We start from the raw sequence: 14912 nt of genomic DNA on the forward strand, positions 1-14912 counted from the left end.
CATGCGAGGAGTGCCGAGGAGACCGATGGCGGATCCGAATGTCGCCGGCGAGGGCGCAGCACCCATCCGTCCCTTCTATACGAGGGTCCTGCTGAAACTCGGCGGAGAGATGTTCGGGGGCGGTCAGGTCGGTCTGGACCCCGATGTGGTGCACCAGGTGGCCCGCCAGATCGCCGAGGTGGTACGCAGCGGCGTGCAGGTCGCGGTTGTCATCGGCGGCGGCAACTTTTTCCGCGGCGCACAGTTGCAGCAGCGCGGCATGGAGCGCACCCGAAGCGACTACATGGGCATGCTCGGCACCGTGATGAACAGCCTTGCCCTGCAAGACTTCCTGCAGAAGGAAGGCATCGACACCCGCGTGCAGACCGCCATCACCATGGGGCAGGTCGCCGAGCCGTACATTCCGCTGCGCGCCGTGCGGCACCTGGAAAAAGGCCGCGTCGTGATCTTCGGTGCGGGTATGGGACTGCCGTACTTCTCTACGGACACCACCGCGGCGCAGCGCGCCCTGGAGATCGGCGCCGACGTGGTGCTGATGGCCAAGGCCGTCGACGGCGTCTACACCGCCGATCCGCGGGAAGACCCGGACGCCGAGCTGCTCACCGAGGTCACCCATCGTGACGTCATCGATCGTGGCCTGCGGGTCGCCGATGCCACCGCCTTCAGTTTGTGCATGGACAACCGGATGCCGATGCTGGTGTTCAACCTGCTGACCGAAGGCAATATCGCCCGCGCGGTGGCGGGTGAGAAGATCGGAACACTGGTCACCACCTGAACGGGAAACGGGAGAAGCCGACGTGATCGACGAAACTCTCTTCGACGCTGAAGAGAAGATGGAAAAGGCCGTGAGTGTGGCCCGTGACGACCTGGCCACCATTCGGACCGGCCGGGCCAATCCGGGCATGTTCTCCCGCATCAACATCGACTACTACGGGGCGATGACGCCGATCACGCAGATGGCGAGCATCAACGTGCCCGAGGCGCGCCTCGTGGTGATCAAGCCCTACGAGGCGTCCCAGCTCCGGCCGATCGAGGATGCGATCCGGAACTCCGATCTCGGCGTCAACCCGACCAACGACGGCAGCATCATCCGCATCGCCATCCCGCAGTTGACCGAGGAGCGCCGTCGCGACCTGGTCAAGCAGGCCAAGTCGAAGGGCGAGGACGCCAAGGTCTCGATCCGCAACATCCGCCGCAAGGCGATGGAAGAGCTCAGCCGCATCAAGAAGGACGGCGAGGCCGGCGAGGACGAGGTCGGCCGCGCCGAAAAGGACCTCGACAAGTCCACCCACACCTATACCAGCCAGGTCGACGAGCTGGTCAAGCACAAGGAAGGCGAGCTGCTGGAGGTCTGATGACCGATCAGCAAGTACCTTTCGTGACAGATTCACCGGTTCCAGAACCGCAGAAAAAGCAGTCCCGGGCCGGCCGTAACCTTCCGGCGGCCATCGCGGTCGGCGTCGTCCTCGGCGCCATGGCCATCGGCACGTTGCTGTTTGCGCCGACGTTGTGGCTGCCTTTGCTCGCCGTGGCCATCGCCATCGCCACCCACGAGGTGATCCGCCGGCTGCGCGAACAGGGATACGCCCTGCCCGCCGTTCCGCTGCTCCTCGGCGGCCAGGCCATGATCTGGCTGACCTGGCCCTACGGGCTGGCAGGTCTGCTGGGCGCGTACGGCGCGACGGTCGTCGTCTGCATGGTGTGGCGTCTCGTCGGGCAAGGTCTGGATCAGCAGCCGGTCAATTACCTGCGCGACATCGCCGCCACGGTGCTACTGGCCACCTGGGTGCCGTTGTTCGCCGCTTTCACCGCGCTGCTGATCTTCGCCGACCACGGCGGAGCCCGGGTGTTCACCATCATCGTGACGGTCGTCTTCGCCGACATCGGCGGCTATGTCGCGGGTGTCCTGTTCGGCAGACATCTGTTGGCGCCGGCGATCAGTCCCAAGAAGTCCTGGGAGGGTCTCGGCGGCTCGCTGTTGTTCGGCATCGCCGCGGCTGTGCTCTCGGTGGCGTTCCTGTTGGACAAGCAGGCCTGGGTGGGCGTGCCGTTGGGCTTGCTGTTGGTGATCACCGGTGTGCTCGGCGACCTGATCGAATCCCAGGTCAAACGCGACCTCGGCATCAAGGACATGGGCACGCTGCTGCCCGGTCACGGCGGGATCATGGACCGCATCGACGCGATGCTGCCCTCGGCAGTCGTCGGCTGGATCGTGCTGACGCTGCTGGCGTGAATTCGTGGCCTGGCCGCTGACAGTGAGATACTGGACGCGATCATGGCCACTTCCCTTCCTCTGGTTTTCGACGCACCGCGACGCGCCATGCCGCCGCGGCACCTTGCCGACCTCGACGAGGATGGCCGCGCGGAGGCCGTCGCCGAGCTGGGGTTGCCGAAGTTCCGCGGTAAGCAGCTGGCCAACCAGTACTACGGACGGCTGATCGCCGACCCGCAGCAGATGACCGACCTGCCCGCCGCCGTGCGCGCTTCGGTGGCCGAGGCCCTGTTCCCGACGTTGCTCGACCCGGTGAAGCAGATCCAGTGCGATGCGGGGGAGACGCGCAAGACGCTGTGGCGGGCGGTGGACGGCACGACGTTCGAGTCCGTGCTGATGCGCTACCCGCAGCGCAACACCGTGTGCATCTCGTCACAGGCCGGCTGCGGCATGGCCTGTCCGTTCTGTGCGACCGGCCAGGGCGGCCTGAAGCGCAACCTGTCCACCGCCGAGATTCTCGAGCAGGTTCGGGCGGCGTCGTCGGCCATGCGGTCCGAGCACTTCGGTGGGACTGCCGGCTCTGCCGGCGGTGGGCGGCTGTCGAACATCGTCTTCATGGGTATGGGTGAGCCGCTGGCCAACTACAACCGCGTGGTGGCCGCCGTCAAGCGCATCATCGCGCCGCCGCCCAACGGATTCGGGATCAGTGCGCGCTCGGTGACGGTGTCGACGGTCGGGCTGGCCCCGGCCATCCGCAAACTGGCCGACGAGAAACTGGGCGTGACGCTGGCGTTGTCGCTGCACACGCCCGACGACGAACTTCGCGACACCCTGGTTCCGGTGAACAACCGGTGGAAGGTCGACGAGGTGCTCGACGCCGCACGCTATTACGCCGACACCACCGGCCGTCGCGTGTCCGTCGAATACGCGTTGATTCGCGATGTGAACGACCAACCTTGGCGCGCAGACCTTTTGGGCAAGAAGCTGCATGCCAAGCTCGGCCCCCTGGTGCACGTCAACCTCATCCCGCTCAACCCCACCCCGGGCAGCGAGTGGGATGCCAGCCCCAAGCCGGTCGAGCGGGAGTTCGTCAAACGGGTTCAGGCCAAGGGCGTGTCGTGCACGGTGCGCGACACCCGCGGCCGGGAGATCGCCGCGGCCTGTGGTCAGCTCGCCGCTGAGGGCTGAGGTTTTCGGCGTTGACTTTGAACTGAGGCTGCAAAAGATCGAGTAGGCGCCTGCGTAGATTCAATGTCAACGGTCCGTCAGTCAGGCCTGACCCGGCGCGTTGCTGAACCACAGGTTCTCCTCGCGCAGGTTGCGGCTGCGCCAGCCATCGGGTGTGCGCACCAGTTCGTGGTGGTAGTACCCGCCGCATGCACTCATCTCCGCCATGCCGGGTAGCTGCATGGGGTTGTAGAACATGGCCCGCACGGTCGCGGTGTCACCGTCGGTTTCCAGGATCTCGATGTTCGTGATGTAGTGCATGCTCCACGGGATCACCCCGAAGTTGGCGGCGAACCAGTCGACCACCTCGTCGCGGGTGCCCACCACAGCCCCCGCCGACGAGTAGTCGATGACGGCGTCGGCGGTGAACACCGACCGGTACAGCTCCCAGTCCTTGGAGTCGACGGCCCGGGCGTACCGGTACAGCAGGGCCGAAATCTCTTCACTCACTCGGGCATACCGATGGTCTTGGACTCGAAGTACTCCTTGAAGCCTTCCTCGCCGTTGCGCCGGCCCAGGCCGCTCTGCTTGGAGCCGCCGAACGGGCTGTTGATGCCGAAGTGGCTGCGGCTGTTGATGGTGACGTTGCCGGTACGCATCCGACGCGCGACGGCGAAGGCCCGGTCGACGTCGCTCGACGAAACCTCGCCGGACAGGCCGTAAATCGAGTTGTTCGCGATCGCGACCGCCTCGTCATCGGAGTCGTACGGCGTGACCGTCAACACCGGACCGAAGATCTCCTCCTGGGCCACCTGCGAGTTGGGGTCGACGTCGGCCAGCAGCGTCGGCTGGGTGTAGTAGCCGGTGGGCAGATTCTCCGGGATGCCGCCGCCGGTGACCAGCCGGGCCCCGGAGTCGATGCCGGATTTGATCAGCCCCAGCACCTTCTCCCGCTGGGTGGCGCTGATCTGCGGGCCCTGCATGACGCCCGGGGTCCACGGATCACCGACCGGGAAGTTCTCCATCGCTCCCTTGAGCATCGCGATGCCCTCGTCGTAGCGGCTGCGGGGGAGCAGGATGCGGCTGGGCAGGATGCAGGACTGCCCACTCATCACGCAGGCCATCATCGCCGCGATCGGCAACGCGGAGTTGAAGTCGGCGTCGTCGAGCACGATGTGGGCAGACTTGCCGCCGAGTTCCAGCAGCGTCTTCTTCACCGTGGGGGCGCCGGCCGCCAGGATGGCGCGTCCGGTGGCGGTGGAACCGGTGAAGGTGATCATGTCGACCCGCGGATCCGCCGACAGCGCCGCCCCGACCTCGTTGGCGTTGGACACCACGACGTTGAACACCCCGGCCGGGATGTCGGTGTGCTCGGCGACGATGCGGCCCAACTCGGTGCCCGACCATGGGGTGAGCTGTGCGGGTTTGAGCACCACGGTGTTGCCCGCCATCAATGCCGGGATGGTTTCGGCGATGTTGAGGTAGAACGGCACGTTCCACGGGGTGATCGCCCCGACCACGCCGATCGGCTCATAGGCGATCTTGCGGTGTGCCGGCCCGAGCTGGGTCTGGTGCACACCGTTGTCCACGAGGTACTCGAAGTTCTTGCCGTGTTCGGCCCAGTGCTTGACCTCGCCGATCGGGTCCTCGATCTGGCTTCCGGTGACCGTGACGGGACAACCCACCTCGGTGACCAGCACCCGGCGCAGCCGCTCTTTCTCGGCCTCCAGCGCGTCGTGCAGCTGCATCAGGCAGTGGTAGCGGAACTCGACGTCGCGGCTCCAGTCGGTGTCGTCGAACGCACGGCGCGCGGCGCCCACGGCGCGCTCCATGTCGGCCACCGTGCCGTCGGTCGCCTGGCCCGCCACCTGCTCGCTGGCGGGGTGGATCACGTCGAATTTCGCGCCGCTGCCGGTGTATTGGAGTTCCCCGTCGATGAGCATCCGCTCGTCGCCGGCGAGGACACCCGTATCGCTCTGCACCTGAGTCATAGGAGACAGCTTTACAAAAATTGCGAGTGGTGTCACCCCTTTGAGCGAAGGATTGACCAATCGACAAGTCTCTGCGATCGTAGAGTCTCGTTGAGCGTGAGGCGGGAGGTGTTTACCGGCGAATCAGTGGGAGGTCAGCCCGCGTCGGGCTGTTTGATGCCGACGGCGTGACGCAGTTGCGCCAGAAACTGATCACCGTCATCGCTTCGCACGATGTAGTGCGAGACCGCGACGCGGATCGCGGTGGCGGCTTTGACCGGCGCATTGGCACCCGACAGAAGCTTGAGTAACCGCTCCCTCATCAGGGGGATGACGTTGGCCAGCTGGGCAATCACCACTTCGGGCTCGATGTCGACCACTCGGACGCCGGAGTAGGACTGCTGATATTGCACGATGAAACGCAGTGCGGCGTCGAGCTTCTCGTTGCCGCGCAGGCCGACGGTGGCGCGGCTGATGCCCTGATCGAACATCTCGCGCTCATAGGTGCCGAACGCGGCGAGGAGTTCCTGCTTGTCGGCGAACCAGCGGTACAACGTGGGCCGGGACACCCCGGCCTGCAGTGCCACCTCGGACAGGCTCAGCTTGGTCTGCCCACTGCGGGCCAGCACCTCGGCCGTCGCCACCAGGATTCGATTGCGCGTCGAGGTGTCCTCAACAGATGCGTCCCGCTGCGCGGGTACAGGTTCATTCACGTCCAGGCCTTGGTTGATCGCGGTTCACCAAATGGTAGGACCATCACAGCAACTTCTTGAGTATTGCCACAGTCTCCAGGTCGGACAAAGCGGCCACACCCCGCCTGGCACCTTCGAGCGCGATGCCCTCGTCCTGCATCCCGCCGAGGCCGGCGGTGATCACCGGTGCGGCGTAGGCGTAGATCGCGCCGAGCCGATAACGCTCCCACAACTCGTCGCGATCCAGCGAGGGACCGCCTGAGGCGGCCAGGGCCGTCCGGTACTCGTCGAGCAACTCGCGTTCGGATGCCTGCCGATCTGCCGTGGTCATGCTGGTCACCAGCGTATAGGCCAATTCTCGCCCGGGATGTCCGCGGCGCACCGCCTGCCAGTCCAACAGCCCGGCCTCGCCGTCGCGGAAGTACAGGTTGCCCGGGTGTGCGTCTCCGTGCATCACGGTGTGTGGCGGGCGGTCGAGCAGCTGCGCAGCCGCGCGGTAGTTCTCGTCGATGAACCGGCCGCCGGCCACGGGGATGTCGGTGCTCTCAGCCAGGCGTTTGGTCGACAGCTTGAGCAGGGAGCCGGTCAGCAGCGAGGTGTCATCGCCCGAGGCCGAGTAGATCCAGCCCAGCGGCCCACTGCCGCTTCGCGCCGGCAGCCGGTTCCAGAGGGTGGCATGGACGCGGGCGAGCAGCTCGACCGTCAGCGCCGCCCGGTCTCGGTCGAGCGGATGCAGGGTGTCGGGGAATTCGCAGGGGCTCTGCGTCAGGTCTTCGAGCACGAGCACGAACCGGCCCGTCAGCGCATCGAACGCGGCGCCGTACGCGCGGGGGACGCCGGTCAGTCCCTCGGCCAACTGTTGGTAGAAGCGCACCTCGGTGTGTCCCAGCCGGCCCAGCTCGCCCATCATCCGGGTGGCGGTCGTTTCGGCGGGCATCTTGACGAACACCGACGCGGGCACGTCGGCGTCCGCCCGGCCGGTCAGCGTCAGCCGGGCGCGCGACGACGTGCCTGCGTCGCCCCCGGCCACGGACACCGACGTGATCGGGCGCCGGGTCAGCGCGGACAGGTAGGCGGCATCGAGATCGGCGATGCTTCGGGGCAATGAGCGCATCCGGCCGATCACCGCGTCGGTTGCGATACGTTGCACGCCGTGGCCGATGTGCGAGGCCAGGCCGACGGCTGGGACGAGGCGGCGGGCCGGTGTGGGCATTGGGCAAGTTTACAAATTTGCGCGGGATTGTAAAGCGATTCGGGAAGGACGGCGATGGCGGGTCCGATGGAGGGGTTCCGGGTGATCGAACTCGGGGTGTGGGTGGCCGCGCCGGCCGCCGGGGCGCTGCTGGCCGACTGGGGTGCCGACGTCATCAAGATCGAACCACCCTCGGGTGACCCGGCGAGAACCTTCGGTCGGATGCTGGGGCTGGATCCGGAGCTCGGCCCGGCGGCCAACCCACCCTTCGAGATGGACAACCGGTCCAAGCGCAGCATCGTGCTCGACCTCGGAACCGATGACGGTCGGCAAGCTGCGCTCGAATTACTTTCCGGCGCAGACGTTTTCCTGACCAACGTGCGCCCGGCCGCATTGCGGCGGCTGCAATTGGACTTCGAGACCGTCGCGGCGCGCAATCCGCGCCTGGTGTACGGGCTCATCACCGGGTACGGCCTCACCGGGCCGGAGGCGGACCGGGCGGCCTACGACGTCGCCGCGTTCTGGGCCCGCGCGGGCCTGGCCGACCTGCTCACCCGCCCCGGTGACACACCGCCGTTCCAGCGGGGCGGTATGGGCGATCACTCGGCGGGGATGACGCTGGCGGCCGCGGTGTGCGCCGCGCTGCTGGCCCGAAACCGCACCGGCACCGGTCAACTCGTCACCACCTCGCTGTACCGGCAGGGCGCCTACACCGTGAGCTTCGACCTGAACACCGTGCTGATGAGCGGTCAACAGATCGCGATCGGCCAGCGGGAGTCGATGGCCAACCCCTGCATGAACAACTACACCGCCGGCGACGGTAAACGCTTCTGGATCGTCGGGTTGCAGGCCGACCGGCACTGGCCCGCGCTGTGCCGGGCAGTGGGCCGCGAAAACTGGCTGACCGATGCGCGCTTCGCCACGGCGCGTGACCGCTACGTCAACGCCCGCACACTGATCGCCGACCTGGACGCCATCTTCGCCGGCCATCCGATGGACCACTGGGCGGCACTGTTCGACGATGAGCCCGATCTCTTCTGGTCACCGATCAACAGTCTCGACGACGTCATCGCCGACGAGCAGTTCCATGCTGCCGGAGGCATCGTGGATGTGCCAGACGGGATCTCGTCGACGCCCATGGTGGCCAGCCCGGCCGATTTCTCGGCCACCCCGTGGCAACCACGCACGTTAGCCCCGGCGCTGGGCGCTCACACCGACGAGATCCTGGCCGAATTGCGCAGTCAGGACCGTTGAGCATTGGCCTCCGAGAGCAGTTGGTCGAGTTGCTCTCGGGTCACCTTGCCCGCCGAGAAGGCGATCATCCGTCCGATCGGCACCGACTCCAGCATCCGCAGCAGGTTGCTGCCGAGGGCTGAATCCACCGCGCCCACCGGGGACGCGTTGCCCAGCGCGGTCAGAATCGTCTGGGCGGCAACGGGATCGGCAAGGATCTCGCCCAGGGTGGATTCGCGGGTGAACGGTCGCGATGGTCGATCACCGTCGAGCGTCACCGTCGCGCTCAGTCGGAGGTCACGGCTTGACGCGCCGACAGTCACCACATACTCGCCGGGCTCGACAACCCACGCTTCGGCATCCGTGTCCCAGAACGCGAGTTCGGCTCGGCTGATGGGAATTTCGACGGTATGCGCGGCCCCCGCCTCGATGAGGACGGAGGTGAACCCAGCCAGCCAACGCAGCGGCCTGCCGACCCTGGAGGTGGGTAATCCGACGTAGACCTGGACCACCTCCCGGCCGGACCGCTGACCGACGTTGGTCACGGTCAGTTGGACAGATATGCCGTCAGCCGTAGCGGCGAGGTCCAGGCCGGAGTAGTCGAACCGGGTATAGGACAGGCCGTGTCCGAACGGGAATGCCACCGGGATGTCCCGCGTGTCATACCAGCGGTAACCGACGAACATTCGCTCGCCGTAGTGGGTATGGCCGGATTCGGAGGGGAAGTTCAGGTAGGCCGGTGAATCCTGCAGTCGCAACGGCACCGTCTCGGCCAGCCGGCCCGATGGGTTGGCGACGCCGAACAGCACGTCGGCCAGCGCACTGCCGCCGGCCTGACCGAGCAGGGCGCCGTCGAGGATGGCCGGCGCCACGGCGTCGACAGTTTCGAGGCGGACCACGCCGCCGTGGGCCAGCACCACGACGGTTCGTGGCTGGGCGGCGACAACGGCGCGCAGCAGTTCGATCTGCGCGGCCGGCAGGTCGATGTGCTCGCGGTCGTAGCCCTCGGATTCCTCTTCGGCCGTCAGCCCGAGGAACAGCACTGCGGTATCGGCCGACTCGGCGGCGGCAACCGCCGCACCGATGTCGGTGCCGGGGCAGTAGGTCACCGGATGCGTTCCGGCAACGCGGCGGATCTCGTCGAGTGGAATGTCGAGCCGGGTCGGGTTCACGTGTGAACTGCCCCCGCCCTGATACCGCGGCTCTTGCGCGAACCCGCCGATGACCGCCACCGCCGACGGTGTCAGGGGGAGCAGGTCGCCGTCGTTCTTCAGCAGCACGATGGCCCGGCGGGCCGCCTCGCGCGCCAGATCATGATGAGCGTCAATCTCGAAACCTGTTGCTTGACTGTTGTTTTGAGTGACCCGCTCCGTCAGGCGCGCGACGCGTGCGGCGGCACGGGCCACGACATCTGGTCCCAGGCGTCCGGCCCGTACTGCCCGCACCACCTCGGCGTCGGAGACCCCGCCCGTCGTCGGCATTTCCAGATCCAGGCCCGCGGCCACGGCGGCAACCCGATCGCCCACCGCGCCCCAGTCACTGACCACCGCGCCGTCGAAGCCCCACTCTTCCCGCAGCACCGTGGTGAGCAGCCACCTGTTCTCGGCGGCGTACACCCCGTTGATCCGGTTGTAGGAGCACATCACGGTCCACGGCCTGCCCTGGCGCACCGCGATTTCGAAGGTGCGTAGATAGATCTCCCGTAACGTGCGCAGGTCGACGTCGGAGCTGGCCCGCATCCGGTCGTGTTCGGCGTTGTTGACCGCGAAATGCTTGAGTGACGCACCGACTCCGCGACTCTGCACCCCGCGTATCCACGCCGCACCGAGCAGGCCGGACAGCAGCGGGTCCTCGGAGTAGTACTCGAAATTGCGGCCGCAGCGCGGGTCACGCTTGATGTTGACCCCCGGGCCGAGCAGTACCTGCACCCCCAGTGCGCGGGCCTCGTCCCCGAGAGCGGCGCCGATGCGTTCCACGAGTTCGGGATCCCAGGTCTGGCTGAGCCCGACCGCTGGGGGAAAGCACGTCGCCGGCTCGCTGCCGGCAAGACCCAGATGGTCTGCGGCGCTGCCGGATTGCCTGCGTACCCCGTGCGGCCCGTCGGTCAGCACGATCGACGGCAACACGCCGATCGCCTTGGTGGTCCAGAAACTTGCGCCGCTGCCGAGCGCGGCCTGTTCGGACAGGTCCAATCCGGCTGTGAGATCAGCGAAGTGCGTCACCGGCCCCAGGGTAGCCCCGAATAAGTAAGGCCCTGGTCATTGTGGATGTTTCACCCGGGCGGCATGGCGCAGTTGCGCCAGGAAGTCGTCGGCGTCGTCGCTGCGCACCAGATAATGGCTGACCGCCACCCGCACCGCGGTGGCCGCGGCGATGTCGGCATCGGATCCGGTTGTCAGCCGTTGCAGCCGTTCCCGCATCAGCGGGATCACCTGAGCGAGCCGCCTGACGACGTGCTCGGGCTCGATGTCGACCATCCGCAGCCCCGGGTAGGACTGCTGATACTCGACGACGGTGCGCAACGCCGCATCCAGGTGCTCATCTTCGGGCAGATCGGCGGCGGCCTCGGCCACGGAGCGTTCGTAGAACTTGCGTTCCCACACCACGAATGCGTCGAGCAGTTCCTGCTTGGAGGCAAACCAGCGGTAGAGCGTGGGCCGCGACACCCCGGCATGCGACGCCACCTCGGACAGGCTGAGCTTGGTCATTCCGTTGGCGCCGAGCACTTCGGCGGTGGCGGCCAGGATGCGCCCACGGGTGGTGCTCTCGTCGTCGATGGACGATATCTCCGCCATGCACCCAGCTTTACAAACTATCGGCGAACTGTCACGCTAATTCGTGGCGCGACACAGTCGTCGGACGCCCGTGCAGGAGGGAACCCCCGTGACAGTTGCCAGCTCACCGCAGGCACGCGAATACAGCCCGTTCGACATCACGTCGCACGATTTCTGGAGCCGGCCGTTCGCCGAGCGCGACGAGACGTTCGCGCAGCTGCGTGCCGGCGCGGGTCTGAGCTGGCATCAGCCGCTGTCGTCTCTGTTCGACGTCGAAGAGCCCGGCTTCTGGGCGGTGACGCGCCGGGCCGACATCCAGTTCGTCAGTCAACATCCCGAGCTGTTCACCTCGACCCAGGGCGTCGCGCTCGATCCGATGCCGGCCGACGTGCAGAAGTTCGCCACGTTCTTCCTGATGATGGATCCGCCGGAGCACACCACGTATCGACGTTTGATCAGCTCGGCGTTCACCCCGCGCAACGTGCGGAAGATCGAAGAGCAGATTCACCGCAACGCCGTGTCCATCGTCGACGACCTGATCGGCGCGGGCGACGTCGATTTCGTCGAGGCCTGTTCGGCGCAGCTGCCGATGCGGACGATCTCGGACATGCTGGGCGTGCCCACCGCGGATCAGCCGGCGCTGGCCAAGGCCGCCGAGAAGCTGTTCAGCATGAGCGATGACGAATACTCGTCGCTCGAAGAGCGGGCCATGGCGACCATCAACGAGATCATGTTGATCTCGAACACCGGGATCGAGTTGGCCAAGTTCCGGCGGGCCAACCCCGGTGATGATCTGATGACCAGCATCGTCAACGCCGAGGTCGACGGACACCGCCTCAGTGACGAGGAGATCGGGGCCTTCCTGATCCTGCTGGCCTCGGCCGGAAACGACACCACCAAGCAGACCACCACCCACGCGATGATGGCGCTGGCGGCCAATCCCGACCAAAAGGATTGGCTGCTGGAGGATTTCGACAATCGAATCGGATTGGCCACCGAGGAGTTCGTGCGGTGGGCGACCCCGGTCATCCAGTTCGCCCGGCACGCCACCCAGGATGTCGAGGTGGCCGGTCAGCAGATCAACGCCGGCGACAAGGTGGGGCTGTTCTACTGCTCGGCCAACCGGGACGAATCGGTGTTCACCGATCCGCAGCGGTTCGACCTGAGCCGTTCACCCAACCCGCAGATCGGGTTCGGCGGTGGCGGCCCGCACTTCTGCCTGGGCAACCAACTCGCCAAGACCGAGTTGCGCCACCTGTTCCGCGAGTTGCTTACTCGGCTCAAGACCGTCGAATTCGGTGAGCCCGAACTGCTGTACAGCAGCTTCGTACACGGCATCAAGCGGGTGCCGGCACACATCGCCTAGGCCAGGACACGACGCGCGTCGACGCCGAGCAGGGGGATCCCTTCGAGCAATCTGATCGCGCCGGGGAGGGCGAATTTGCGTTCCTTCTTGGCTACTGAGATCCGCTGCACCGTCAGCGAACCGGTGACGGTGCACGTTCCCGTCCGAATCTCCATCAGGCGGCCGCGTTGAATCACAGCGCTCACTGCCGCCATGGTGAAGCAGAGTTGGAGATCGATATTGATGGTGGCGAGCGGTGTGCCGTCCAGGGTCACGTCGACGGTGGGGTGGTGGCTCGACTCGATTTTGTGGGTCACCAGGGTGACCACTTCGGTGGTCGAAGGGCTGTCGAGGGTGCTGCGCGCCGCCTTATTGAGGGCGACGTACTTCTTCCAGCCCTCGGCCGCCACATCGGCCAGGTTCAATGACAGCAGTCCGTCTGTGGCAGCGGCTATTTGACGCTCCGCCTCGGCGGCATGCATGGGAGGGACCAGGGCTCGCACCGTGCGATGTTCGTGCAGAGATTCCTCCAGCACGCCGGTGGATGATCGGGTTGCATCACCGAACAGGAGATCGCGCACGGTTGCGTTCCCGATGGGCGTCTCAGTGCGTGTGGGAGTAATCATCGTCCACCTCTCTGACGGTTTGTGTGCCGAGATCTGCGTGCGTGTTCATTCGCAGGGTGTGTGTCGTTTCCCCGTGGTCAGGTGTCTCCCGTGCGATGACAGTCGGGGCGGCATCGGCACGTCCGACGGCATATATGTGCGGAAGGGGCGGCGGCTTGACGCGCCAACGCTGACGAAAGGTGCGGGCGAGGGCCGCGAGAGCGATGACGCCGAGGAACAGCCACAGCACCCACTGATAATCGGGTTTGGGCGGGGGCGGAGGCGGCGGAGGGCTGCTCAAGACCGTGAAGTCGGCGGCCAGTACGACTCCGTCCGAACATGTCGCGCGCAATGTCACCCGGCCGCCATCGGTCTTGGCCGGCACCAGGAGGGGCGTGGTGAAATGCCCTGATCGGTCGAGTGATACGGCGGTCAGTGTCGGGCCGTCGTCCCAGGCCAGATCGACGGGTCCGGAGTGGTTTGCGCACGGGAACCACTCACCGGTGGCCAGGACCTCGTCATCGGTGCGGCCGCTCGTGGGCTGGAGCGTCAATGTCGGCTCGGGCTGCTCGGGTATGGGTGTGGGCATACTCGTCACCGTGAAGGTCTGCGTGTCCTTGATGCTCGAGTCGGGGCGACACGACGCTGTGACAGTGTGGACGAACGACCTCTGTGCCGGCGGAACCGTGAACGACGACGTGAACGCGCCGGGCAGACCTTCGGCCAACAGTGTGTCGTCCCAGTGCAGTTCGACATCGCCGTCGCAGCTGAATCCGGTGCCCGCGGCAGTCACGACGTCGCCGGGTTCTCCGTGTCCCGGTGTGAGAGTAAGCGTGGGTTCTGGCGTCGGGACGACCGTGAAGACTGCCGGTGCCGTTTTGTGCCCGCAGGATGCGGTCACGGAGTACGAGGTGGCCGTTGCATTCTCCGGTACCGTGAACGAAAATCTGCCATCGTCGCCTGGCTCGGTTGGCGTCAGCGCCTGGTCGTCCCATCGGAATGACATGTCGGCGGGGGTGCAGGTGTCGAATCCGCTCACCGTCGCGTCGAACGACGATCCCGCGTAACCCTGCTCGGGTTCGATTGCGAGGGTGGGTGCCAGCACCGTGAATTGGGCAGTGACCCGCCCGCTCGGGCAGGCCACTGCCACCTCGTGCGCACCGGGCTCAGCTGTCGTGGGCACGGTGAAGTCGATCGCGGCACTGTCGGTGGCAGGGTCCGTATGTACACCTTCGTTTCCACCGTCAGGCGGCAGAGACGCGCCATCCCACTGGAACAATTCCGTCCGTGACGACCGAATGTTCTCCTGGTGTGCGCGCGCGTTCGCGCATGCACTGACACCCGTCAGAGTGCCCGTGAAATGCGTTGCCGGGTAGCCCTCGTCGCGGTCGAGCGTGAGGCTCATATGCGCCGTTGTTCGGCGCTCCGTCGAGGTTTCGGTCGTGGTGGGGGTGACGCTCGCCGACGTCTCCGGGGTGGGCGTCGGCGTCTCCGGGGTGGGCGTCGGCGACTCGGTTGGGCTCATCGAAGTCGTTGGTTCCGACGTCGAGGACGACGGGCTCGGATCGGCGAATGCGGGGCTACTCAACATCGTTGCCAGCCACAGCCCGCATGTCGACGCGAGTACGATCGCCCCGGCATGCCACCTACGGCGCTGCTCGATTCGCCGGCCGTCTGGTGTCATCTCGGCAGCATCTCGCTGCTCGGCGTCGGTGTCGTGAG

Annotated in this window: 15 protein-coding genes; 7 read left to right on the plus strand and 8 right to left on the minus strand. The window is 66.3% G+C overall.

The genetic code is table 11. The features are described from left to right. Positions 1–25: 25 nt before the first annotated feature. The 4 genes from pyrH to rlmN are packed head-to-tail and all read left to right on the plus strand — an operon-like array spanning position 26 to position 3400. Positions 26–775: a UMP kinase gene (gene pyrH, locus A5733_RS04965; RefSeq protein ID WP_067774867.1), complete on the plus strand. Its 750-nt coding sequence runs from the start codon at positions 26–28 to the stop codon at positions 773–775. A gap of 22 nt (positions 776–797) precedes the next feature. After that, entirely contained in the window at positions 798–1355 is a 558-nt protein-coding gene (frr, locus tag A5733_RS04970; RefSeq protein WP_067774864.1) for a ribosome recycling factor, read from the plus strand. Beyond that, positions 1355–2233: a phosphatidate cytidylyltransferase gene (locus A5733_RS04975; protein ID WP_076239312.1), complete on the plus strand. Its 879-nt coding sequence runs from the start codon at positions 1355–1357 to the stop codon at positions 2231–2233. Before frr ends, A5733_RS04975 begins: the two co-directional genes overlap by 1 nt. A 42-nt stretch (positions 2234–2275) precedes the next feature. Then, complete coding sequence (rlmN, locus tag A5733_RS04980; protein WP_076239313.1) at positions 2276–3400, plus strand: 23S rRNA (adenine(2503)-C(2))-methyltransferase RlmN; 1125 nt, start codon at positions 2276–2278, stop codon at positions 3398–3400. Between the two features lie 81 nt (positions 3401–3481). On the opposite strand, the gene A5733_RS04985 is transcribed toward rlmN, so the two are convergent. From A5733_RS04985 to A5733_RS05000, 4 genes are all read right to left on the minus strand, one after another. Then, positions 3482–3889, minus strand: coding sequence for a nuclear transport factor 2 family protein (locus tag A5733_RS04985; RefSeq protein WP_076239314.1), 408 nt, complete (start codon positions 3887–3889; stop codon positions 3482–3484). After that, positions 3886–5370: an aldehyde dehydrogenase family protein gene (locus A5733_RS04990; protein ID WP_076239315.1), complete on the minus strand. Its 1485-nt coding sequence runs from the start codon at positions 5368–5370 to the stop codon at positions 3886–3888. Before A5733_RS04990 ends, A5733_RS04985 begins: the two co-directional genes overlap by 4 nt. A gap of 134 nt (positions 5371–5504) precedes the next feature. Then, complete coding sequence (locus A5733_RS04995; protein WP_067774849.1) at positions 5505–6062, minus strand: TetR/AcrR family transcriptional regulator; 558 nt, start codon at positions 6060–6062, stop codon at positions 5505–5507. Positions 6063–6105: 43 nt separating this feature from the next. Next, positions 6106–7254 carry a phosphotransferase gene (locus tag A5733_RS05000; RefSeq protein ID WP_076239316.1) on the minus strand — a complete coding sequence of 383 codons (1149 nt, stop codon included), beginning with the start codon at positions 7252–7254 and terminating at the stop codon, positions 6106–6108. A 54-nt stretch (positions 7255–7308) separates the two neighbouring features. Here A5733_RS05000 and A5733_RS05005 point away from each other — a divergent pair, with 54 nt between their 5' ends. After that, positions 7309–8487 carry a CaiB/BaiF CoA-transferase family protein gene (locus A5733_RS05005; protein WP_076239317.1) on the plus strand — a complete coding sequence of 393 codons (1179 nt, stop codon included), beginning with the start codon at positions 7309–7311 and terminating at the stop codon, positions 8485–8487. Here A5733_RS05005 and A5733_RS05010 read toward each other — a convergent pair. Both A5733_RS05010 and A5733_RS05015 read right to left on the minus strand, forming a co-directional pair. Beyond that, positions 8475–10697, minus strand: a complete 2223-nt coding sequence (locus A5733_RS05010) for a glycoside hydrolase family 3 C-terminal domain-containing protein (RefSeq protein ID WP_369830903.1) — start codon at positions 10695–10697, stop codon at positions 8475–8477. The genes A5733_RS05005 and A5733_RS05010 overlap by 13 nt on opposite strands. Positions 10698–10724: 27 nt before the next feature. Further along, positions 10725–11261, minus strand: a complete 537-nt coding sequence (locus tag A5733_RS05015) for a TetR/AcrR family transcriptional regulator (RefSeq protein ID WP_076239319.1) — start codon at positions 11259–11261, stop codon at positions 10725–10727. A gap of 88 nt (positions 11262–11349) precedes the next feature. Between A5733_RS05015 and A5733_RS05020 the strand changes: the two genes are divergently transcribed. Then, a complete protein-coding gene (locus tag A5733_RS05020; protein WP_076239320.1) occupies positions 11350–12606 on the plus strand; it encodes a cytochrome P450 in 1257 nt (418 codons plus the stop codon). Here A5733_RS05020 and A5733_RS05025 read toward each other — a convergent pair. After that, entirely contained in the window at positions 12603–13166 is a 564-nt protein-coding gene (locus A5733_RS05025) for a hypothetical protein (protein ID WP_076239321.1), read from the minus strand. The two genes, A5733_RS05020 and A5733_RS05025, sit on opposite strands and share 4 nt — an antisense overlap. Positions 13167–13188: 22 nt before the next feature. Further along, positions 13189–14373 carry a hypothetical protein gene (locus A5733_RS05030; protein ID WP_142253810.1) on the minus strand — a complete coding sequence of 395 codons (1185 nt, stop codon included), beginning with the start codon at positions 14371–14373 and terminating at the stop codon, positions 13189–13191. A 259-nt stretch (positions 14374–14632) separates the two neighbouring features. Here A5733_RS05030 and A5733_RS05035 point away from each other — a divergent pair, with 259 nt between their 5' ends. After that, a complete protein-coding gene (locus tag A5733_RS05035) occupies positions 14633–14911 on the plus strand; it encodes a hypothetical protein (RefSeq protein WP_142253811.1) in 279 nt (92 codons plus the stop codon). Position 14912: the final 1 nt, after the last annotated feature.

Origin of the sequence: Mycobacterium sp. NS-7484 (assembly GCF_001953975.1) — a bacterium.
Lineage (GTDB): Bacteria > Actinomycetota > Actinomycetes > Mycobacteriales > Mycobacteriaceae > Mycobacterium.

Bases quoted from the DNA above. Each gene is read 5' to 3' on its own strand.
- pyrH (WP_067774867.1), top strand. From the start codon at position 26: ATGGCGGATCCGAATGTCGCCGGCGAGGGCGCAGCACCCATCCGTCCC.
- A5733_RS04975 (WP_076239312.1), top strand. From the start codon at position 1,355: ATGACCGATCAGCAAGTACCTTTCGTGACAGATTCACCGGTTCCAGAA.
- rlmN (WP_076239313.1), top strand. From the start codon at position 2,276: ATGGCCACTTCCCTTCCTCTGGTTTTCGACGCACCGCGACGCGCCATG.
- A5733_RS04990 (WP_076239315.1), bottom strand. From the start codon at position 5,370: ATGACTCAGGTGCAGAGCGATACGGGTGTCCTCGCCGGCGACGAGCGG.
- A5733_RS05000 (WP_076239316.1), bottom strand. From the start codon at position 7,254: ATGCCCACACCGGCCCGCCGCCTCGTCCCAGCCGTCGGCCTGGCCTCG.
- A5733_RS05005 (WP_076239317.1), top strand. From the start codon at position 7,309: ATGGCGGGTCCGATGGAGGGGTTCCGGGTGATCGAACTCGGGGTGTGG.
- A5733_RS05015 (WP_076239319.1), bottom strand. From the start codon at position 11,261: ATGGCGGAGATATCGTCCATCGACGACGAGAGCACCACCCGTGGGCGC.